19 protein-coding genes are annotated in these 21,483 nt (G+C 63.7%); 15 read left to right on the forward strand and 4 right to left on the reverse strand.

Annotated elements, in window-relative coordinates; translation table 11 throughout:
- Positions 1–120: 120 nt before the first annotated feature.
- The 3 genes from QP828_RS07650 to QP828_RS07660 are packed head-to-tail and all read left to right on the forward strand — an operon-like array spanning position 121 to position 2,697.
- Entirely contained in the window at positions 121–882 is a 762-nt protein-coding gene (locus QP828_RS07650; protein ID WP_274732918.1) for an ATP-binding cassette domain-containing protein, read from the forward strand.
- Complete coding sequence (locus QP828_RS07655) at positions 879–2,096, forward strand: DUF7224 domain-containing protein (protein ID WP_274732920.1); 1,218 nt, start codon at positions 879–881, stop codon at positions 2,094–2,096. The genes QP828_RS07650 and QP828_RS07655 overlap by 4 nt, the downstream gene beginning before the upstream one ends.
- 4 nt (positions 2,097–2,100) lie before the next feature.
- The gene (locus QP828_RS07660; RefSeq protein WP_274732922.1) at positions 2,101–2,697 is read left to right on the forward strand and encodes a hypothetical protein; all 597 of its coding nucleotides are present in this window, start codon (positions 2,101–2,103) and stop codon (positions 2,695–2,697) included.
- Between the two features lie 141 nt (positions 2,698–2,838).
- On the opposite strand, the gene QP828_RS07665 is transcribed toward QP828_RS07660, so the two are convergent.
- Together QP828_RS07665 and QP828_RS07670 are read right to left on the reverse strand one after the other, a co-directional pair.
- On the reverse strand, positions 2,839–4,515 hold the full coding sequence (locus tag QP828_RS07665; RefSeq protein WP_274732924.1) for an MFS transporter: 1,677 nt from the start codon (positions 4,513–4,515) through the stop codon (positions 2,839–2,841).
- Positions 4,516–4,551: 36 nt separating this feature from the next.
- Positions 4,552–5,766, reverse strand: a complete 1,215-nt coding sequence (locus tag QP828_RS07670; RefSeq protein WP_274732925.1) for an amidohydrolase — start codon at positions 5,764–5,766, stop codon at positions 4,552–4,554.
- A 164-nt stretch (positions 5,767–5,930) separates the two neighbouring features.
- Here QP828_RS07670 and QP828_RS07675 point away from each other — a divergent pair, with 164 nt between their 5' ends.
- Genes QP828_RS07675 through QP828_RS07685 form a run of 3 tightly spaced genes read left to right on the forward strand, consistent with a single transcriptional unit; the run spans position 5,931 to position 8,626 of the window.
- A complete protein-coding gene (locus QP828_RS07675) occupies positions 5,931–6,983 on the forward strand; it encodes an acrylyl-CoA reductase family protein (protein ID WP_274732927.1) in 1,053 nt (350 codons plus the stop codon).
- A gap of 18 nt (positions 6,984–7,001) precedes the next feature.
- Positions 7,002–7,973 (forward strand): L-lactate dehydrogenase, encoded by a 972-nt coding sequence (locus tag QP828_RS07680; protein ID WP_274732928.1) that lies wholly within the window; start codon positions 7,002–7,004, stop codon positions 7,971–7,973.
- Positions 7,974–7,993: 20 nt separating this feature from the next.
- Positions 7,994–8,626, forward strand: coding sequence for a DNA-3-methyladenine glycosylase (locus tag QP828_RS07685; RefSeq protein ID WP_274732929.1), 633 nt, complete (start codon positions 7,994–7,996; stop codon positions 8,624–8,626).
- 78 nt (positions 8,627–8,704) lie between these two features.
- Here the strand turns inward: QP828_RS07685 and pulA are convergent, their stop codons facing one another.
- On the reverse strand, positions 8,705–11,470 hold the full coding sequence (gene pulA, locus QP828_RS07690; RefSeq protein WP_274732931.1) for a pullulanase-type alpha-1,6-glucosidase: 2,766 nt from the start codon (positions 11,468–11,470) through the stop codon (positions 8,705–8,707).
- Positions 11,471–11,594: 124 nt separating this feature from the next.
- Between pulA and QP828_RS07695 the strand changes: the two genes are divergently transcribed.
- Both QP828_RS07695 and QP828_RS07700 read left to right on the forward strand, forming a co-directional pair.
- The gene (locus QP828_RS07695) at positions 11,595–12,104 is read left to right on the forward strand and encodes a (deoxy)nucleoside triphosphate pyrophosphohydrolase (protein ID WP_126135883.1); all 510 of its coding nucleotides are present in this window, start codon (positions 11,595–11,597) and stop codon (positions 12,102–12,104) included.
- Positions 12,105–12,227: 123 nt separating this feature from the next.
- On the forward strand, positions 12,228–13,025 hold the full coding sequence (locus QP828_RS07700) for a hypothetical protein (protein WP_274732934.1): 798 nt from the start codon (positions 12,228–12,230) through the stop codon (positions 13,023–13,025).
- 73 nt (positions 13,026–13,098) lie between these two features.
- Here QP828_RS07700 and QP828_RS07705 read toward each other — a convergent pair whose 3' ends face one another.
- A complete protein-coding gene (locus tag QP828_RS07705; protein ID WP_274732936.1) occupies positions 13,099–14,199 on the reverse strand; it encodes an aminotransferase class I/II-fold pyridoxal phosphate-dependent enzyme in 1,101 nt (366 codons plus the stop codon).
- 127 nt (positions 14,200–14,326) lie between these two features.
- On the opposite strand from QP828_RS07705, the gene QP828_RS07710 reads away from it, so the two are divergent.
- The 7 genes from QP828_RS07710 (at position 14,327) to QP828_RS07740 (ending at position 21,442) form a co-directional block, all read left to right on the forward strand.
- A complete protein-coding gene (locus QP828_RS07710) occupies positions 14,327–15,133 on the forward strand; it encodes a fructosamine kinase family protein (RefSeq protein ID WP_274732937.1) in 807 nt (268 codons plus the stop codon).
- A gap of 53 nt (positions 15,134–15,186) precedes the next feature.
- On the forward strand, positions 15,187–16,641 hold the full coding sequence (gene purB, locus QP828_RS07715) for an adenylosuccinate lyase (protein ID WP_274732938.1): 1,455 nt from the start codon (positions 15,187–15,189) through the stop codon (positions 16,639–16,641).
- Between the two features lie 100 nt (positions 16,642–16,741).
- Positions 16,742–17,425 carry a DedA family protein gene (locus tag QP828_RS07720; protein WP_274732939.1) on the forward strand — a complete coding sequence of 228 codons (684 nt, stop codon included), beginning with the start codon at positions 16,742–16,744 and terminating at the stop codon, positions 17,423–17,425.
- A 405-nt stretch (positions 17,426–17,830) separates the two neighbouring features.
- A complete protein-coding gene (locus QP828_RS07725) occupies positions 17,831–18,103 on the forward strand; it encodes a type II toxin-antitoxin system Phd/YefM family antitoxin (RefSeq protein WP_274732941.1) in 273 nt (90 codons plus the stop codon).
- Positions 18,103–18,510, forward strand: a complete 408-nt coding sequence (locus QP828_RS07730; protein WP_274732943.1) for a type II toxin-antitoxin system VapC family toxin — start codon at positions 18,103–18,105, stop codon at positions 18,508–18,510. The genes QP828_RS07725 and QP828_RS07730 overlap by 1 nt, the downstream gene beginning before the upstream one ends.
- Before the next feature lie 63 nt (positions 18,511–18,573).
- Positions 18,574–18,819, forward strand: coding sequence for a heavy-metal-associated domain-containing protein (locus tag QP828_RS07735; RefSeq protein WP_126135841.1), 246 nt, complete (start codon positions 18,574–18,576; stop codon positions 18,817–18,819).
- A gap of 115 nt (positions 18,820–18,934) precedes the next feature.
- Positions 18,935–21,442, forward strand: coding sequence for a heavy metal translocating P-type ATPase (locus tag QP828_RS07740; protein WP_274732945.1), 2,508 nt, complete (start codon positions 18,935–18,937; stop codon positions 21,440–21,442).
- Positions 21,443–21,483 lie beyond the last annotated feature (41 nt).

Raw genomic sequence — 21,483 nt, forward strand, 5'->3', positions numbered from 1 at the left:
GAAAGAGCTTTACTTCGGAAATAAATAACCAACCTAAGCTATTGAATGTATCCCAGGTCACGTTGTAGGCTCAAAGAGGACACGAAACTTTCAATAGCTTTGGCGGCAGGGGTGGAGACTATGCTGACTACTCGTCATCTAACCCAGGGGTACTCCGCGTCGAATCCCGTCTTTAGTGGACTTGACGCGGAGTTCCCCTCCGGGGTCACCGCTTTGCTGGGGCCAAACGGTGCCGGTAAAACCACCCTGCTACGTACCCTGGCCGGCCAATTGCGCCCGCGTGACGGCAGCGTTTACATTTCCGGGAAACCACTCCAGAAACTCAGCTGGCGCGAACTGGGGCAAAGCATCGGCTACCTGCCGCAGAAAATCACATTTGATCCCAGACTCACCGTTGCAGAATTCGCTTCGTATATCGGCTGGGTGCGCGGCGTAGCGCGCTCAAATATTGATACCTCGGTGCGCACAAACCTCTGTGATTTCGATATTGACGATCTCGCCAATAAGAAAATGGGAAGTCTATCCGGTGGGCAATTGCAACGAGCCGGATTGGCCGCCGCCAAAGTGGGCGACCCGCAGATATTACTTCTTGATGAACCAACGGCCGGCTTGGATCCGGTGCAGCGCGTAAAATTCCGAAAACTCCTCGGTGCACACCTGGCGGATACCGTTATTATCTCCACCCACCTCATTGAGGACATTGTTCATGTAGCCGAAACTGTTCTGGTCTTCGACCAGGGCGCTATCCGTTTTTCGGGAACGGTGGCGGAACTGGAAAGCCTTGGTAGCCACACTGGCACTGATACGCGAGATATGAGCCTGGCGGAGGCAGGCTTTATGGCGGTATTGGCCGGAGAAACTCCCCAGGGGAGCACGTCATGATTTTCTGGCCCTACCTCAAACGTCACCCCCATCTCATCAGCGCGCTCCTCACCCTGATAGTCGGAGCGATAGCGTTATGGCTCCTACGTGATTCCTGGGTGGGCTATACGAGTGCCACGGCAAATTACGCTCTCTGTGGTTTTATTTTCGCGATGCCGCTGGTTTCTGCGGTGCAGGCAATTCACTCCGAACGAATCCGTGCGGTAGATTTTCCCACGTGGGTGCCCTATTCTCCGCGTCGCGTGCTCATGCAGAACGCCAGCGCGCTTATGCCGGGGCTCCTTACCGTCCTCTTCACGGGAGCGGTTCTCAGTGGTGCCGCCCTAGGGGTAACTGCCATGGCACGCGGGGAGCTCGCGCCGGTCAATATTCATCCAATCATCGGGTATCTATGCCTCGGATTCCTGGGTGTACTTATTGGCCATATGATCGGGCGAATAGATGCATCTAGCGCCGTTATTGCGGTAGCTAGCTTCGGGGCAATGCTCGGCATTGCCATGTTCACTACTCAATATACGGTTCTAGAACCCTATATGGAGGTCTCACTCCCCCAGCTCTACGCCCTTATTGCAGTGACAGCACTAGCCTTCATCCCCGCACTTTTCCTTCCGCGGCGTACGGGATGGCATAAAAAGCAAAGTGTGGGCAGTTTGATATTTGTTTTTATTGCTGCTGCTACCCTCATCGCTACCAGCGCGCTCTTCCCGGAGCCGAGCCAGCGCCGCGGCGCCGGCCAGGTATGCACCACGTCTCAACCTTTCCTGTGCGTATGGAAAGAACACGAGCCCGCTTTGCGAACATTCACGAATATCCGCGACCGTATCCTGCCGCTTATCCCCGAAGGAATGCCAGTTGCGGATACCTTTGAAGAATTTGCTCTCAACGGCAATCACTACGGCGGGCGAACTTTGAACTTTGCGAGCGCGGATATGGATGACGAAAGCATGCTCGTCACTGCGCTGGTATACCCCCTCACGAATCGGAGTTATGAAGGAGGAGCAAACAGTGATGCCGGGAATGCCGCACGTAATGATCTTGACCTATGGCTCATGATGCGAGGCGCCCCGAGTAAAACAGATAGTTCCTTTATTGCCGACGGTCATGATTCCGCGACAGTGGAACGCGCGCGAGCAATCACTGCACTACCAGAAGCGGAACAGCGCGCCTGGGCTCAGAAAACGTATGCAGCATCTATTGCTGATTTAGAGAGGTAGCACGATGACCGCACACCCGTGGCTCATCTACCTTCGCGCTCACCGAGCTTTGAAGGCCTTCGGTATCGCCCTTGCCGCCCTCATCGCTATCTATTTACTCGGGGAAGAGCACACTTTCCATTCGTGGGTCTCAGGTGGGACAACGCCGCTCGGCCGTATGCTCACCTTCTGCATACCCTTGGCCCTCCTCAGTATCATCGCCCCGCGTGAGGAAAAGGACTACTACGGCAAAGCTCCGGCGGGTATGTTGCTGACGGTAGGGTGCGGAATCGCCGCTGCTACTACAGTACTAACCGGAATTCTGGTACTACTCACTCACGACTCTACCGGGCTCGGCCTACTCCGCCTTCACGTTGCGTGGCTAGCACTTGGAATCGTGAGTGCCTACTGCTTCGGCGCGCGCCTCATGTGGGCGCTTCCCCTGGTGCTGGTGTTCCTGAGCGCAGCTTTTGCGCCCGATCGTGAGAGCACCTGGAATCTAGTGCAATCGCGGAGCAATAGCCCCTCGCTGTGGCTTATCGCTGCCGGCATGTGTGTAGCGGCAGGATTATGCGCGGCACTGTACTGCCAAGGCATCCGACCGCGGTACCTCCAGCGGTAGGTAAGTGCCCGACCGCTTCGAAAGCACATCAGCTTTAACGAGGTGTGGGTGCGTACCGCAGAAATCTGCAATACGCACCCACAACCATGTAGCTATCCCGCGTTGCCTACGCACCCATTCGCGAGCGCGCCGCGCGAAGAACTACGCCTTCTGCTTCTCCACCAGGGCCTGCAAAGCCTTGGTGTCCAAGCCGGAGAGTTCGTCCACGAGCAGCTGGCGCTCCAGGCGCTGGAGGTCACGCAGCGGGAGCTCGGACAGGCGCGCGATAATCTCCTGGCGCTCGTCGTCCGGGGCGAGCTGCGGGGCCGGAGCCGCGCTGGGAGCCGAAGCACCCGCGGTGGCAGAGCCCCCGCCCTTGGGTACCGTCGTCGTAATAGAAACAATGGCGAGCAGCAAGAACACCAAAGAAACACCCAAGGCGACCATCGCGGCCAGGCGAATCGAGGAGTTATCCGTACGCCCGGACATCGCGATCACGTCCGGCACCGGGGCACCTTGCAGCCCGTAGAAGACCGCCAGCGAAATCGCGGTGCCGATCGCCCCACCCAGCGAGGAGGCCATCTTGTAGATACCCGAACCGGAACCGGCCTGGGAAGCCGGCAGGTTCGAGAGCGCCGCGTCCGTGGACGGGGTGGCGTAGAAGGCCAAGCCCAGACCGAAGAGGCAGTAGGCGATTACCGCCATGAGCACGTACTGGCCGATAAGCAGGTGCGTGGTCATGAGCAGCCCGCAGGCCACGATGGTGATGAGGCAGCCCCAGATCATGGGCTTGCGCGGCCCGAAGCGCTGGAGCAGCTTTTCACCGATACGGATGAAGGCGATAATGCACACGCCGTAGCCCAGCGAAAGCAGGCCGGCATCGAACGCGGTGTAGAGCGAACCGTCCGCCTTGTGCCCGGCCAGCTGGATGACCTGCTGGCTAATAATGAGCATGCCGATGGTGCCGTTCACCAGGAAGTTGGAGATAGTGGCACCCGTGAAGGTGGTGTTCTTGAAAAGCGCGAAATCAATGAAGGGGTTCGCCTGCTTGCGTTCCCACCCGAAGAAGAGCGCGTAAGAAACCACCGCGAGCGCGGTGAGCAGAAGGGTTGCCGCACTGCCCCAGCCGAGTTTCGAGCCGTAGAGCAGCACGATCATGAGCCCGAGGGTGCCGGCGATGAAGAGCACCAGGCCGATGGCGTCGAAGCTCTTGCGCGGGCCGGTGCTTTCCACCCGGTTTTCCGGGGTGCCCAGGATCATGAGGAAGGCGAGCACGGAAATAATAATCGAGGCGATGAAGATTCCGCGCCAGCCCACGAATTGCACCACGGTGCCGCCGAAGATCGCGGCCAGGCCGGAGCCACCCCAGGAACCAATCGACCACATGGACACCGCGCGCTGGCGGGCCGGGCCATCCCAGTAGGCCTTCACGAGGGCCATCGAGGCCGGCATAATGCAGGCCGCGCCCAGGCCCTGGATCGCGCGCCCGGTCAGCAGCAGCGGCAGCGCCACGCCCCCGGCCGCGAAAATGAGCAGCAGCGAACCGGCGGCGTTGAGCACAATCCCGAGGAGGGTGATGCGTACGCGCCCGATCTTATCGGCCAGGCCGCCCATGAGCACCATGAAGAGGCCGGAGAACAGGCCGGTAATGGACACCGCGAGGTTCATCCCGGCCGCGTCCACGCTGCCGAGGTCCTCCATAATATTGGGTGCCACGGTGGCGGCAGTTCCGGCGAACAGCCAGAAGGTCACCACCGCGAGGACGATGCCCCACAGCAGTTTTTCGGTGCCGCGGTAGCCGGCATCGGCCGGCGCCTGTGCGCCAGTAGTGGTAGCCATAGTTTTATCCTTTGTCATCGTGGAAATGTAGTCCCGCTAGTCCCGCGCCAGCCAGGCGAGCGCGGCGACGGCCGCGGCTTCGGTGCCGGTGGCGAGGGTGGGTTGGAGAACCGGCCCGAAGGCGGGGTTGTGGTTGGGGTACGTGGGCGCGCCTTCCGCGAAGCCGCCGAAGCCCCAGTAGGTGTAGGGAATCCCGAAGGCGTCCGGGATCACGCTGAAATCTTCGGAAGCCGATACTTCCCCGCAATCCATCACGCGCTCTTCCCCGAAATGCGCCAGGAAAGCCTGGGTGACCTTGTCGGTGGTGGCGGCGTCGTTATTGGTGAGCGGGTAGGAATCGTAGATCTCGAATTCCGGTGCCTGCGGGGCGCGGGCCGCTTCGCATTCGGCTGTGACCGTGCGCTTAATGCCATCAAGGAGCTGTTCGCGCACGTCCATGTCATAGGCGCGAATATTAATAAGCAGGGTGGCCGTGTCCGGAATAATATTTGATTTGCTTCCGGCGTGGATGGAGCCCACGGTAAGCACCGCCATCTTGAAGGGATTAATTTCGCGTGCCACCACACTCTGCAGCCGGGTCACCACGGCGGCGGCCAACACCACCGGGTCGATGCTCAGATGCGGCATGGAGCCGTGCGAGCCCTTCCCGTGCAAGGTCACCTTGACGGAGGCGCCGGTGGAGAGGATCGCCCCGGCGTGGGTGCCGACCTGCCCGGCGCGCATGGGCCCGGCGAGCACATGCTGCCCCAAAGCCACATCCGGTGCCGGAATCTTATCGACGAGGCCGTCGGCCACCATGGAGCGCGCCCCGGCCGCGGTTTCTTCCCCGGGCTGGAACAACGCGATATAGGTGCCGGCCCAGGCTGCGCGGTTTTCCGCGAAAATACGGGCGGCGCCCAGCGCGCAGGAAATATGGAAATCGTGGCCGCAGGCGTGCATGGTCGGGACCTCATTGCCGTCCGCATCCGTGCGCGTCTGGGTGGAGGCGTACTCCAGCCCGGTCGCTTCCTTGACGGGGAGCCCGTCAATATCGGCACGGAAAAGCACCGCGGGCCCGTCCCCGTTTTCCAGCACACCGACGACGCCGCCGCCGATCCGCTGCGTTGCGTACCCGAGGCGCGTCAGTTCCGCGTCGATAGTGTCACAGGTTTCTTTTTCCTGCATAGAAAGTTCGGGATGCTGATGCAGGTGGATATAAAGCTCTTCTTGCCAGGAGGTGAATGAATCCACCACCTCTTTAACGTTAATCATGAATCACCTTTCCGCAGGGAGAGGGTCGGTGGAAGCTCAATCGTTGCGAGTGCGTGGAGTGATCATCCGGCCCTGTCCGTGCCTTGTGCCCGGCTCACGCACCGGGTCTACTTCAGATAGTAGCGGTTAAAGCGTGCCGTGTGCCGCGCCGGTACGCTTAATGCATGGCTACTATTTTTGTGCAGTGCGACGCCGCCGCCGCACCCACGCTCACCTTCGCGCCCCATGCCGGCCGGCCCGCTGCGGCACCTCCCGGGGAAGGTGATGTGCTCCTCGATATTTCCTGGTCCTCTCTCAATTACAAAGATGCGCTCTGCCTGAAAGGTGACCGGGGCGTGGCCCGTATCAGCCCGCTTATTCCCGGCATTGACGCGGTGGGGACGGTGCGCGAAGCCGGCCCGGACAGCCCGGTGCATCCGGGGCAGCTGGTGAGCGTGAACGGGGCGGGCTTGGGTGAATTCCGACACGGGGGCTACACCCCGCTTTTGCGGGTGCCCGGGGATGCGTGTGTACCGGTGCCGGAAGTATTCAGCGCCGCGCAGGCCGCGGCCCTGGGAACAGCCGGATATACGGCGGCGCTGTGCGTGCTAGCACTGGAGGAACGCGCGGCGGCTGCACCCGTGGCGCCGCACGGTGCCGCGGCGGAAAAACCTTCCGGGGCGAGGAAAGACGGCCCGGTGCTGGTGACCGGGGCAAGCGGCGGGGTGGGTAGCATTGCCCTCCATCTCCTCGCGCAGCTGGGCTATGAGCCGATAGCGCTGACCGGGCGGGCGGAGCGCTTCGGGACTTTCCTGCGCGGGCTCGGGGCTACCGAGGTGCTGGCACGCTCGGAACTAGAAGCGCCTTCCGCCCGGCCCCTCCAGAAGGCCCGCTTCGCGGGCGGAGTGGATACGGTGGGCGGGCAGGTGCTCGCGAATCTCCTGGCGCGCACCCGCTGGGGCGGGACGGTGGCCGCCTGCGGCCTGGCCGGCGGAACCGCGCTCCCCACCACGGTACTGCCCTTTATTTTGCGGGGCGTGACCCTGGCCGGGGTGGATTCGGTGCGCGCCCCGCGGGCGCTGCGCCTGCGCGCCTGGGAGCTGCTGGCCGCGCACGTGGATGTGGGCATTCTCGATTCCCTCACCCACGTTATTGACCTTGCTGATGTTCCCGAAACGGGGCGCGAGCTTTTGGCCGGCCAGCGTTACGGGCGCACCGCGGTACGGATCACCCCGTAGCGGGTAAAATACTGCATTATGATTGACCAGCGCACTGAAGGCTCAAAAGTTTCTATTATCGGGGCCGGGGCGGTGGGGACGTCCCTCGCCTACGCCATGCTCATCAAAGGCGTTGCCCGGCATGTTGTTCTCCAAGATATCAACGCGCAGAAGGTGCATGCCGAAGCCCTCGATCTTATGCACGGCGGCCAGTTCATGCCGACCGCGAAAATTGAAGGCACCGATAACGTGGAGGCCACCGCGGATTCCGATGTCGTCGTGATTACCGCCGGGGCACGCCAGCGGCCGGGCCAGTCCCGCCTGGACCTTGCCGGGGCGAGTGTGGCGATGATGCGCTCCATTGTTCCCCCGCTGGTCGAGCTTTCCCCCAATGCGATTTTCGTCGTCGTCGCTAATCCCGTGGACGTGGTCACCCAAGCCGTTCTCAAAATCTCCGGACTGCCGCCCGCACGCGTTTTCGGGACCGGAACCGTGCTCGATTCTTCGCGGTTGCGCCAGCTTATTTCACAGAAGTTCCACGTGGCTACCTCGAATGTGCACGCCTATATGTGCGGTGAGCACGGGGATTCCGAGACTCCCATGTGGTCGATGGCCTCGATTTCCACGGTGCCGATCCGCGAATGGGAGCTGCGTTCCGGCCCGGTCACCGATGAACTCCTCGACGGCATCGCCGACCGCGTTATTAACGCCGCCTACGAAGTAATCGAGGGGAAGGGCTCCACGAATTACGCCATCGGCTTGGCTGCTTCGCGGATTATCCAGGCGGTGCTGCGCGACGAACGCGTGGTGCTCTCCGTCTCTCGGCTCATGACCGGCTGGAACGGGATTTCCGGAGTGTGCATGTCCGTCCCCACCATCGTGGGGGCGCGCGGCGCGATCCGGCAGATCGATATGAAGCCGTCCGATGCTGAGCTGGAATCCCTGCGGGCCAGTGCCGCGCAGATTCGCGAAGCGCTCTCAAACCTCGAGGGAATGGGCGACGACGCCTGAGCCTAGCGGCAGGAGGGACCATGGCGCGCACGGGGGCAGCGAGCATCGCGGACCTGAGCCGGCCGGCCGATGAGCTGGCCCCGCTGCTGCTGGGCGCGGTGGTGAGCGACGGCGCCGTGGCGGTGCGCCTGACCGAAGTGGAAGCCTACCTCGGGGCCGATGATCCGGCCTCGCACGCTTTCGCCGGGCCCACCCCGCGCGCCCGGGTTATGTTCGGGCCACCCGCCCACCTCTACGTCTATCTCAGCTACGGCATCCACCGCATCGGCAATATCGTGTGCGGGGCGGATGGCGAAGCCAGCGCGGTGCTTTTGCGCGCCGGGGAAGTCGTGGCCGGACTGGAGGAAGCTACCCGGCGCCGGACTAAGCCAGCTGCCACTCCGCCCGCGCGCCAGGCCCTGGCGCGCGGGCCGGGCAACTTAGGCCAGGTCCTCGGTTTGGATACCTCCATGAGTGGGCTGCCGCTCGCGGTGGAAGATGCTGATGGGGGAATCCTCTTTCCTGCGGCAGCTTCTACTCCGCGTTTCCACCTGGAGCTGCCACCGGCTCCGCTGCCCTATCAGGCGGGTCCCCGCATCGGGATTTCCCGCAATACAGATGCGCCTTTGCGCTTCTGGCTACCCGGGGATCCCACCGTGAGCGGGCGGCGTTGAGAAAAGCGCACATCCCGAACCACTCCTCCCACTGGTGCGCCGGCGCGGGCGGGAGGGCCGGCTCACGCCTGCGAACCGCTAGGCCAGTAGGAAAACCGCGACGGAGCGCGCGGGCACAGTAACGGTGCCGCGGATGAGCGTGGCGCCGCGAACTGCGTCGTCGTACCCCTGCCGTTGAATGGGCGAAAGCGCGTAGGTTTCCGTGACCCCCTCGATTTTTTCCGTGACGGGGCGCGGGGAGGCGTTGAATACCGCGATAATGCCGTCGAGCTGCGGATCGATATCCGGGCCTGCGGTGTCGTCGATGCGCATGATAATGAGGCCGGGGGTGGCGCCCGGCCCGCCGTTGGGGAAACTCACTTTCGCGCGGATGAGCTCCGCCCTCCCCAGGGTGAAAAGCGGGCTGGAATGGCGCAGGCGCAGCAGCTCGCGGGCGATGGTTTGCGCGCGGGCGATATGCTGCGGGCTGGGGCGCAGCTCGGGGCGCGCCAGGAGGGGGCCAATGACCGGCCAGGATGCCTCGTTGCGGCTGGCGGGTGGCAGGCCCACCCCGAAATTATTGCTCTGCCCGGAGAAATCCAGGCGGTTGAAGTGATCCCCGGAATTATAGGAATCCCGATCCAGGGATTTCGAGCGGAGTAGCTCGGTGCCCGCGTGCCAGAAGGCCGGAGCCTGCCCGAGCGCCACCGTGGCCAGGGAGAGCAGCACCATCCGGATGCGGTCATTGATGCTGAGGGAGAGCGGTAGTTTGTAGATGCCGATATCCCACAGAGTTTCGTTATCGTGCGCGTCCACGTAGTTGACGGCCTCCTGCGGCTGGGAGGCGAAACCGGCAGGCCGCCCGCCGTAATCCAGTTCGGAGCCGCGTTTCCATTCCCCGGTGTGGGTGAGGAAACTAAAATCGCGCAAGGCCCCGGCTAGGGAGAGTTTGACCAGGTCAGTGGCCTGCCCGAGGCGTTCGCGCTGTTCTTCCGGAAGGCTGAGGCCGTGGCCATTCGGATCGGTGAACAAGCCGGTACCGTAACCCTGGTGGTGGCGTTTATCAGAATCGAAAGGCCCGCCGCCGGTGACGGCATCACGCAAGCGATCATTGAAAGCCCCGATACCCGTGCCGTTCATCTCCACCTGGGTGGCCTGGCGGAAACGCGCGTTATCGGCCACTTCCCCGAAATTCCAGCCCTCCCCGTAGAGGTAGATGCGCGCACCGTCAACGCCATCTCGCTCCACCGTGAGGGAATCGAGGGCGGCGCGCACCGCCTCCATATTTGCGCGGCTGTGGTGGCCCATGAGGTCGAAACGGAAACCGTCCACGCGATAGTGCTTGGCCCACAGCACCACCGCATCCACCATGAGTTTCTCCGCCATGAGATTTTCGGTCGCCACATTCGGGCAGCACGTGGACGTGGCGATGGTGCCACGCGCGTCCAGGCGATAGTAATAACCGGGCACCACTTTATCGAGAACGGAAGCGGCATCCCCGCCGGCTGCAGCCGTGTGGTTATAGACCTGATCTAGCACGACGCCGAGGCCAGCCGCGTGCAGCCCTCCCACCATGGCACGGAACTCCGCGATGCGCGCCCCGCCGTAGGGTTCCACCGCGTAACTGCCTTCCGGCGCCAGGTAGTGAAACGGATCGTAGCCCCAGTTATAGGCATCGACATCCGCCACCGCGCTCACGGCCCGCTGCTGGGCCGGGGAATCCGGGGCGGCGGGTGGAATCTGCGGGATTTCCTGATTCTCGGGGCGTTCGGGAATGGTGGCGATATCGAAAGTAGGGAGGAGGTGAACGGTGGTAATTCCGGCCTGCGCCAGGGCGCGCAGGTGGCGCATACCGGCAGAATCCCGCAGCGCAAAGGCACCGTATTTTCCGCGCAGCCGCTCGGGAACGCTCGTGTCCGAGATGGAAAAATCACGCACGTGCAGCTCGTAGATCGTATGGGCAGCCGGGTTAGCGAGGGTGCGCTGCGGGGCGGTGCGCCACAGTTCCGGTTGGTAGGCCGGGTCCGCAAGATCAACGAAGACCGCGCGTTCGGAATCCACCGTGAGAGCCACCGCATAGGGGTCGGTCACCCGGTAGGTGACGGCGGCACCCGCCACCGGATCAACCACCTCAACCTCGAAAAGATAGCTGGCGTTCTTCCAGGCCGGGGTGCCGCTGGCGTGCCAGATACCCAGCTCATCGCGGGCCATAGGATATGTGGTGGTGCGTGGGGCGCCCGGACCGGCGGTAGGCGTGGCGGCACCAACGGCGGCGCCCGCACCCGCGCCGGTGCCTGCCACCTCGATACGAACCTGCCGGGCGGTGGGAGCCCAGAGTGCCACCGCGGGCGCATCCCCGTGCCATGTCACCCCGAGGGTGGCCTGGCGGGCACCCGCGTAAAGATCATCGATCATGCCGGCGATCTGCACTCCGGTCAGAGCGCTGAGTTCCCCCGCGGCGTTGCGGCGCGCCACCAGAAGCTGCCCGCGCAGGGCCTCGCGCAACCGGTGGGAGGGTACCCCGCTCAGGCGCAGCGCGGCGTACCCGGCCAGGTGAGCACGGGTGGGAATGGCCGCGGCCGGGATACCACCCGGGTCTACCGTGAGGGCGCACAACCGCGTGGCGCCGCTCTGTTCGGCGCTGCTATCGCCTGGCACCCCAATGCCCGGCACCCTATCGCCCCCTGCCTGAGCACCGCGCGCCCGCTCCCCGAGAGCGCCGGCTCCATCCGGGCAGGTCCACAGCTCAAAACTGTCGCCCTGCGCGATGTGCTCCGCGGGCCAGGCAATCACCGATCGGTTAACCGACGGGGCGCGGAACTCTCCGGAGCCGAAGAGCGCCTCGGAATTCCAGTGGTGGGTCATGGTGATCTCCTGTGAGCGGCAATGCGCGGCCAGTTTATCCGGTGGCAGATCTCACTCACAAGGTGAACGGACATCCACACCGCTCGCCCCAGGAATTAATATGGGCGGCGAGGAGGCATCCGATATGACATCCGAATCGACATCTCACACAACACCCGTATCTGAGCCGGCCCCCGCACCGGACTCCAGCACGGAACCCGCTCCCCGCCTGGTGGTGGGCGCGGCCCTGGTTGCTGACCTCACCAACCCCAGCGGGGTCCTGGCCACCCAGCGCTCCTACCCCGAATGGGCGGACGGCCTGTGGGAATTCCCCGGCGGGAAAGTGGAACCCGGGGAAACCCCGCGCGAGGCGCTACACCGGGAAATTTCCGAGGAGCTGGGCTGCGGTATTGATATCGGTAGGCAGCTGGCCAATCCCGATAGCCCGGACGGCTCCTGGGATCTCAGTTCCGGGGAGCACAATACCGGGCTGCGGATGATGGTGTGGCTGGCGCGTCCCTTCGGGGAGATCACCCTGGGTCCGGCGCACCGTGATGCTCGCGTCCTCACCGCCGCCGAACTCGAGAGCGTGGAATGGCTGCCCGGGGATGTCCAGATTCTGCCCGTGCTGCGCGCCGCCCTGGGTGGGCGCTAACCGAAGGCGCGGTGCGGGCCGCGGTGGGCAGGCGCTTGAGCTGCGCCGTCGTTCCTAAGATGACGCACGGCGCGCGGTGCCGTAACCTAGGAGGACGATCCCCAGCACAAGGAGAAGTCACGCATGAAACACGGCGCGCACGGCCCGGCGCGATGGCCGCTGTATTTCTTGCTCTTCGCCGCTGCCGTTCTCGCGGGCGTGCTCGCCCTAGTGGGAGTCTCGTATTTTTCTGGCGACGACGCCGCCGTGCCCGCGCCCACCACCGCGGGCCCCGAACCCGGGCGCAGCGCCTCCGCTAATCTCACCCAGCTGCGCAACCAGGTCCAGGAACTGAGCGCGGGAACCTGCCCGAATCCCGATACCGCTGCGGCTATTCTGGCCGATTACGCGAGCGCGGCGGCCGCGGGCGGCACGTACACCGCGGAGGCACCGCTCCTCAGCGAAGCTCTGCGCACCCTCTCCTCCAGCTGCGGGGCGGATTACACCGTGAGCTTGAGCGCGGCACTTGGCGATACTGCCGCCCCGGCGGATTTCCAATCTTTCGCGGCCTCGCGCCAGTGGTGGAAGCTGGTGCGCCCCGCCCCGCCGGAAGCCACCCGCCTGGAATCTTTCACCACCCCCATGAATAACGTGCGCTGTTCCCTCGACGAGAAAGCCGTCAATTGCACGATTTTCACCTATGACTACGTGTCCCCGCCCGGATGCGAAGGCGAACCGGCTAATTACACCGTGGGGCTGACGGGCACCACCACTGCCGGATGTTCCACCCAGGTGAGTACCGCCAAAGAAGTGCCCTACGGCAGCGTGGTGGCCGCGCACGGCTTCGCCTGCACCGCCGACCAATACGCCGGCATCTCCTGCTGGTCGGAACTGACCGGCCACGGATTTACGGTGCGGCGGGCCGCCGAAGAAGTGTTCTAGCTGCGCTAGCTGTGCTAGCTGCGGCGGGCTCGTCCAGAGCCAGGCGGGCCCGCGGCAACTCAGCCCATCGGGATCAATCCAGCGCGCGCACGGCCGCGAGCACCCGGGCACTGCCTTCCGGTTCGGCCACGCTCACGCGCACGCCCTCGCCGAGCACCCGCACCAGCACCCCGGCGTCCATACAGGCATCCTCGAAACGCGCGGCGGTAACCCCGTGGCGGGCCAGCTCCGCCGCGTCGATCCACAGGAAATTCGCGTATGAGGTAGGCGTGTGCCAGTCAGCCTCCGCGAGCTGCGCGGCCAGCTCGTCGCGCGCGCGGGCCAGCTGCGCGGCGCGCTCCAGTACGGTTGGCGCTTCGGTGAGAGCGGCCTGGCCGGCTACCTGGGCGAGGCGATTGACGCCGAACGGCGTGGCGATACGGCTAAGCGGCTCGGCCATCGCGGCGCTGGTGAGCAGGTAGCCCAGCCGCAGCCCGGCCAGCGCAAAGGCTTTGGAGAACGTGCGGGCCACCACCAGATTCGGATAGTGGCGCGCCAATTCTTTTCCGTTTTGTACGACGGCGCGGCTCGCCTGGCTCTCACCCACCGCGGGAGCGAAGTGAATATACGCCTCGTCAAGGAGTACCGGGATGCTGGCGGGAACCCGGGCGAGGAAATCAGCCACCTCGGCGTGCGGAATGGTGGTGCCGGTGGGGTTATTGGGCGAGCAGAGGAGGATAGCGCGGGTATTCTCCGTGAGCGCGGCGGCCATGGCCTCTAAGTCATGGGTGCCATCCGTGCGCAGCGGCACCCCGATAAAACGTCCGCCTGCGGCAATGGTGGCAATAGGGTAAGCCTCGAAAGAGCGCCAGGGACTGACCACCTCACCGCCCGGAGTCACCACGGCCTGCAAGAATTTTTCGATGAGGGCAGTGGAACCATTCCCCACCACGATGCCGGCCGGATCCCAATCCTCATAGGCCGCGAGCGCGGCGGTGAGCTGCGCGCAGGACATATCGGGATAACGGTTGAGCGCCCCGCCGTGATCGACAGCGGCCGCGAGCGCGGCGGCCACCGCCGGGGTGGGCGGGAAGGGCACTTCGTTGCTGGAGAGCTTGAGGCTATCGGCGTTGCGCGGGCGTTTCCCGGCAACGTAGCTGGGCAGATCGGCTAATTCGGGGCGGAACCATTGCATTCTTCTATTGTGCACCATCACGGCGAGCCACCCCGGCGCCGTTCCGCGAACCACCCCGGCGCCGTTCCGCGCGCCCCGCCGTCGCTTCGCGGCGCTCCGGGCAGCGCGGGCGCCGTAGGATGCGGCTATGGAGACCTTTGTGAAAACCGGTGACCCGGCCGAGATCTGGGGTGAAGCGCTTTCGCTGGCGGAGCTGGCCGAGGCAACTCCGAGTGGCGGGGCACCCGTTGTCCCGCTCCTTTCCACCGCCGCGGATCATGACCGCGGTATCTTGCGCGAAGAACGCCTGCGCTCCGTGCGGCCTAGCGCCGCGGCCGCCCGGGAATTCGGGGCGCGCCTGGCCCGCACGCACGCGTGGGATCCTTCCGGAAAGCGGATTTTCGGGCAAGCTCCCGGCACTGCCCACTCGCGCCCGATCCGCCTGGGTTCCTGGGATTTACCGGTGGTACCCGCGGATTCGCCCGCGCGCAGCTTCGGGGAGTTCTACGCCGCGGACCGCATCGAGCCCTATCTGCGCCCCGCACGTGACAACGGGGCACTGGACGCGAGCGGCGCCTGCGCACTGGAGCATATCTGCGAACGCCTGCGGGCCGGGGTTTTCGATAGCCCGCAACCGGCCCTGGTATATAGCCAGGCAGCCCTCCTCCACGGGGATTTATGGAGCGGGAACGTGATGTGGACCGATCGGGGCGGGGTGCTTATTGACCCGGTTGCCCACGGCGGGCACGCGGAAACCGATCTGGCCACCCTCACGGTCTTCCGAGCTCCGTACGTGGAGGAAATCTACGCCGGCTATAACGCCGTCTCTCCGCTCGCTCCTGGGTGGCAGCACCGCATTGGCCTGCATAGCCTCCCTATTCTTATCCTGCACGCCGCACTTTTCGGCGGATCCTACGGCGCGGAAACCCTGGCTGCGGTCCGGCCCTACCTCTAGTGCCGCGAACGGCTAGTTCTGCTAGCGGCGCGCGGATCTGCCAGAATAGAGCCATGAGTGAGCATCGCGCGCCAGAATCAACTTCCGCATCCACCCCCGTCCCGAGTATTTCCGGGCCGCTCTCCCCGCTAGATGGGCGCTATGCCAGCGCTACCGCACCGCTACAGCCCTACCTGTGCGAGGCCGCGCTCAACCGCTACCGGATTCACGTGGAAGTCGAATGGCTGATTTTCCTGTGCGAACGCGCGGTGATTCCCGGGGTGGGGGCGCTGCCCGAGAGCGCCGTCGTATATTTGCGCGCACTTCCCGAAAAGTTCGACGACGCCGCAGCACGCGAGCTGGCTACCATCGAGGCGGAAACCCGGCACGATGTCAAGGCTGTCGAATACTTCATCAAGAAGCGCATGGACGCGGGCGGGCTGGGCCACCTGCGCGAGATGGTCCACATCTTCTGCACGTCGGAAGATATTAATAGCCTGGCGTGGGCCTTGGGTGTGCGCGATGCGGTGCGCCGCTGCTGGTTGCCGCGCGCCTGGGGGCTGGTCGCGGATCTGAGCGATCTGGCCCGCGCCCACGCGCAGCTGCCCATGCTGGCCCACACCCACGGGCAGCCGGCCTCGCCCACCACCGTCGGCAAGGAGCTCGCCGTCTTTGCGCACCGCTTGCACCGTTCCCTGCGCCGGGTGGAAACCGCGGAGTACTACGGGAAATTCTCCGGGGCCACCGGGACTTTTTCCGCGCACGCCACCGCTATTCCGGATGCGAACTGGCCGGAACTGGCCCGCGATTTTGTGGAGTCCCTGGGCCTGACGTGGAATCCACTCACCACCCAGATCGAATCCTATGATGCGCTTGCCGATCTTTTTGACGATATTGCGCACGTCAATCGCATCGCCCACAATCTCGCCACCGATATGTGGACCTATATTTCCTTGGATTATTTCCATCAAAACCTTGCCGCGCAGGGTTCGACCGGCTCCTCGACGATGCCGCATAAGGTCAATCCCATTCGTTTTGAAAACGCGGAGGCGAATCTGGAGATTAGCTCCGGGCTCTTCGCAGTGCTCAGTCAGACTCTCGTGACTTCGCGTATGCAGCGCGATCTCACGGATTCCTCCACGAAACGCAATATTGGGGTGGCACTGGGGCATTCCTACCTGGCCCTCGATAATTTGCGGCGCGGGCTGGCCGGGGTGGATCCTAATCCCACCAAGCTTGCCGCGGATCTGAACGCGAATTGGGAAGTGTTGGGCGAGCCAATCCAGCAGGCCATGCGAGCCGCGGCGCTGGGCGGTGCCGAACACCTGGAAGACCCTTATGAACGGCTCAAGGCACTGACGCGCGGGCGGAAGGTCACCGCGGACGATATGCGGGAATTTATAGCGGGCTTGGGCTTGCCCGAGGAGTTGGAACAACGTCTCCTTGATCTCACCCCGGCCGGATATACCGGCCTGGCTGCACAACTCGTGGATTTCCTGGAGGACACGCCCAGGCTCGCGGCCAGCTAAGCCTGCTAAGGTAACCGGCAGACCGCGCGGCAGCGCGGCGTCGTCGTAAAAAATACGGCATATGTGCCGCGGCTCGCGGTGCCGCAACCAGAGGAGAAGCGTGAACGTAGCAGCATGGACGAGCGTCCTGGCCACCGCACCCGCGCCGGGAAGCGACCCGGGTGCGCTGAGCGGAATCACCGGTTGGGTGGTCAGTGTGATGGACGCTATCGGCGGTTTCGGGGCGGCGCTTCTCATCGCGCTGGAAAATATTTTCCCGCCGCTGCCTTCCGAGGTGATTTTGCCGCTGGCCGGGTTCACGGCCTCCTCGCCCACGTCGAATATGACGCTCATCGGCGCGATCCTCTGGTGTACCGCCGGTTCGCTCGCGGGGGCCTGGCTGCTGTACGGACTGGGCGCCTGGCTGGGGCGCGAACGCACCCGCAAGATTCTGCTGTGGTTCCCGCTCACCAAACAATCCGACGTGGATAAAACCGAAGCCTGGTTCGATAAACACGGCAGCTGGACGGTGTTCTTCGGGCGTATGATTCCGATTTTCCGTTCCCTTATTTCACTTCCCGCGGGCGTAACAAATATGGGGATGCTGAAATTTACCGCGCTAACAGCGGTTGGCTCGGCTATCTGGAATACCATCCTTATTTACGCCGGGTACCTGCTGGGCGCGAATTGGACCATCGTGGAAGATTACGTGGGGATTTTCGCGAAGATCGTGGTGGCGGTGTGCCTCGTGGTCGCGGTGGGGTGGATTATTCACCGCGTGGTTATTAACCGGCGGGGGCGCTAAGCTGCGGGGAGGCAGAGCCGCGCAGAACTCGACTAAAATCGGCTAAAATCGGCTAAAAGTGGCATAGGGAGCCTGCTAACGGTCGGTTGGTACCAGGTTTTACCATACGCGAGCGATTTATAAGCGGTTAAAGGCCCTAACGGAGAGATCGCCGGAGTTGAGGTGAAAATCGCTAACGCGACCAGCTGCTCATGATCCTCAACACCGTCGCCCAGGAGTACCACCGCCTCGACGGGATTTACGCCATCCCCCTCGCGCTGTCGGGAGAGTAAATAGCGAGCCTCGAACCATTAACAGGTGGGTTCCCGTCCGACTACGAACACAATATCGTCAATTAAAAATCATCGCCGCGATTACAAATTCGCACCCTTCCCCAACAACAACACATGTTCTACAATGTAGTACATGAGCATTGTGGGATTGCGAGAACTCGGGCAAAACGCTTCTCAGGTACTACGCCAAGTAGCCGAGGGGGACGTCGTTACAGTTACTGATCGACGCCGGCCGGTTGCTCAAATCGTGCCGTGGCAAGAATCGGCGATACAACGTCTCCGCGATAGCGGTCTGATAAGAGAAGCTACGGTCCCGTGGGAGGCAGTACTTGAACCCTCGCCTGAACCTACTGGAATATCTGCAAGTAAAATTTTGGAACAGATGCGTGAGGAAGAACGCTACTAATGGCTTTCTATTTGGACACCTCCGCGCTGGTAAAAATACTGCATGAAGAACCGGAAAGCCCCGCTTTCAGGAGCTGGATACGAAATAACACCCAGCATTGCTACACTTCAGATCTAACAAGAGTCGAATTGATGCGCGCTGCCGGGCGTTTGGGTGCGGAGAAACGCACAAAAGCTCGAATGATTCTCCAAGCCTTAACCCTCATCCGTATTAGCTCTCAGATTTGTGATGTGGCCGGCACATTAGAACCTGTAGTTTTACGGAGTCTAGATGCTATCCACCTTGCAACCGCACTACTGTTGAGCGATGACTTAAAAGCAATAGTTACATATGACCGCCAACTTGCTAACTCTGCGCAAGCACTTGGAATTCCCCTTATCGCTCCAGGTTCAGAGACCTGGGAATAGCACCGCGTAGATTCGTGTTAAACCGGGTGCACCCCACCGCGGGGCTGAAGAAGGAGGCGCACCATGGCAACAGAAGAATTTGATCGCACTATCGAACTGAAAGTCACCGGGATGACCTGCGAAAACTGCGTCAAGCACGTGAGCGCGGAACTCGATGCGCTCCCGGATGTTAACAGCGTGCTCGTCACTCTGAACCCGGAAGGCACCTCCTCGGTGCTCGTCTACACCCCGCACGATTTTTCCGACGCTGACCTCACAGCCGCGGTAGCCGAAGCTGGCGACTACACCGTGACCGAGATTATTCGTTAAACACCACCCACTCACACATATTCTTAGGCACCCGCTGCCGTGATAAGCACCCGCTGCCGCGAACCACCACCCGCGGCAGCCCACTCATGTGCGCCCACATATTAGGAGATTTTTCGTGTCCGAGCCCCCACAGGCCGCAGCTGCGCCGTCGTTCCACCCCACGCGGAACACCGCAAGCACCGCGACCGAAAAACTTGACGCCGCCCCCGTTGCAGAAGTAAACCTCGCGATTTCCGGAATGACCTGCGCGTCCTGTGTGGCGCGGGTGGAAAAGAAACTCAATAAGTTGCCCGGGGTGCGCGCCACCGTCAACCTGGCCACCGACGAAGCCCACCTGGAACTCAGCGAGGCCGCGGCCCAGCTCGACACCACCGATTTCCTCACCCAGGTCAGCGCAGCCGGCTACGAAGCCCGGCTCATTTCCCGCACGGAACTCACCCCAAGGGCCGTGCGCAGCGAGGATGCGAACGCAAGCGCCCGCACGCGCGATACCGATCCGTCCGCCGCCGCGCATCCGACCACCGCACACCCGAACACATCTGCCGAATCCGCCCGCGCAGCCTCCGAAGTCCGGGAAGCAGCCGAGGCCCGAACGAGCGCCCGCATCGCTGCGCTGCGGCGGCGTTTTTGGATCTCGCTAGCCCTCTCCATCCCCGTGGTGGGGCTCTCCATGATCCCGGCCCTGCAATTCCCGTACTGGCAGTGGGTGATCGGCGCGCTCACCCTCCCGATCGCACTGTGGTGCGGCTGGCCCTTCCACCGTTCGGCCGCCGCCGCGCTGCGCCACGGCTCCACCACCATGGACACCCTTATTTCGCTGGGAACCCTGGCCTCACTGGGGTGGTCCACCTGGGCCTTGCTGTGGGGCGGAGCCGGCGGGGCGGACTACCGCATGTCCATGACCGGAATCCACGCACTCGCCACCGGCGCCGCGCACGGATCCCACGTGTATTTCGAAACCGCGGCCATGATCGTCACCTTCTTGCTGCTGGGGCGTTGGCTTGAGACCCGCTCGCGCCGCAGCGCGGGAGATGCGCTGCGCTCCCTCCTCGCTTTAGGTGCCGACGACGCACGCCGGGTACGCACCGCCACCGGAGCGGACGTTGATGAAATCATCCCTGCCAGCGAACTGGCCGTCGGAGACGAATTCCTCGTGGCCCCCGGTACGAAAATTGCTACCGACGGGGTGGTGGTCTCCGGGACCACCGCGGTAGACGCCAGCCTCCTCACCGGCGAATCCACCCCGATTGACGTGGGACCGGGCGATGAGGTGACAGGAGCAACCCTCACCACCGCGGGCGCGATCCGGGTGCGAGCCACCCGGGTGGGCCGCGATACCACCCTGGCGCAGATGGGCCGCCTCCTCACCCGAGCCCAATCCGGGAAAGCCCCCGTGCAGGCGCTGGCGGACCGCGTCTCAGCGGTTTTTGTGCCCGCGGTTATCCTCATTGCGCTCGTGACGTTCGGGGTGCGCCTCGCTCTCGGTAATCCTCTTGACCTGGCGATTATGACGGCGATTACTGTACTGGTGGTGGCCTGCCCCTGCGCCCTGGGCCTGGCTACCCCCACCGCGCTCATGGTCGGTTCCGGGCGAGCCAGCCAGCGCGGCATCCTCATCCACGGCCCGGAAACCCTGGAAAACGCGCATAGCGTGGACACCATTATTCTGGACAAAACCGGTACCCTCACCACCGGCACCATGGCCTTGGACCGGGTTGTTCTTCCACCGGCAGGTGCGGGTGGACGTGGCGCCGTCGCCACCCGCACAGAAGCACTAGCCCTGGCCGCAAGCGTGGAAAACTATTCCGAGCATCCCCTCGCCCGCGCGATTGTGGCCGGGGCCCGCGCGGAGGGCTTGGAACTGAGGCCCGCTACCGATTTTGAGAATCTGGCCGGGCAGGGCGTGCGTGCCACCATCGGCGGGCAGCGCTACTACGCGGCCTCCCCGCGCGCGCTGCGCGAAGCCGGGGTGGATGTGGCCGACTGGGAGAGCACGCTGGAGGAGGCCGCCAGTGGCGGGGCGTCCCTGGTCATGCTGGCGCGCTGCGATGCTGCCCGCGGGAGTGAAGCCCTCGCCCTTATCACGGTGCGCGACCAGCTGCGCCCCACCTCCGCCGCGGCCGTTGCCGAGCTCAAGAATCTGGGCCTCACCCCGATTCTGGCCTCCGGGGATAACGCGGCCACCACGCGGGCGGTAGCCCGCGCCGCCGGAATCGACACCGTGCACGCCGAAGTCCTCCCCGCGGACAAAGTCCGGGTGGTGGAAGCGGCACGCGCAGCCGGCGCCCGGGTGGCGATGGTCGGAGACGGGGTGAACGACGCCGCAGCTCTAGCCGCCGCGGATCTCTCCATCGCCATGGGCTCGGGCACGGACGTGGCCAAAGCTGCCTCCGATATCACCATCGTGAACTCCGATCTGCGCAACGTGGGGGCGGCGCTGCGCATCTCCGCCGCCACCTTGCGGGTGATACGCCAGAATCTAGCCTGGGCTTTCGGCTACAACCTCATCGCCATTCCGGCGGCGGTGGCCGGGATTATCCTGCCGGGATTAGCCGCCGCGGCCATGGCCGCCAGCTCGGTTATCGTGGTACTCAATTCGCTGCGGCTGCGCCGGGCTGAGTAGCCGGGCCGGGTCACAGGAGAAAGCCCTACCCATCAATTAGA

Source organism: Actinotignum sanguinis (assembly GCF_030230305.1).
Lineage (GTDB): Bacteria > Actinomycetota > Actinomycetes > Actinomycetales > Actinomycetaceae > Actinotignum > Actinotignum sanguinis.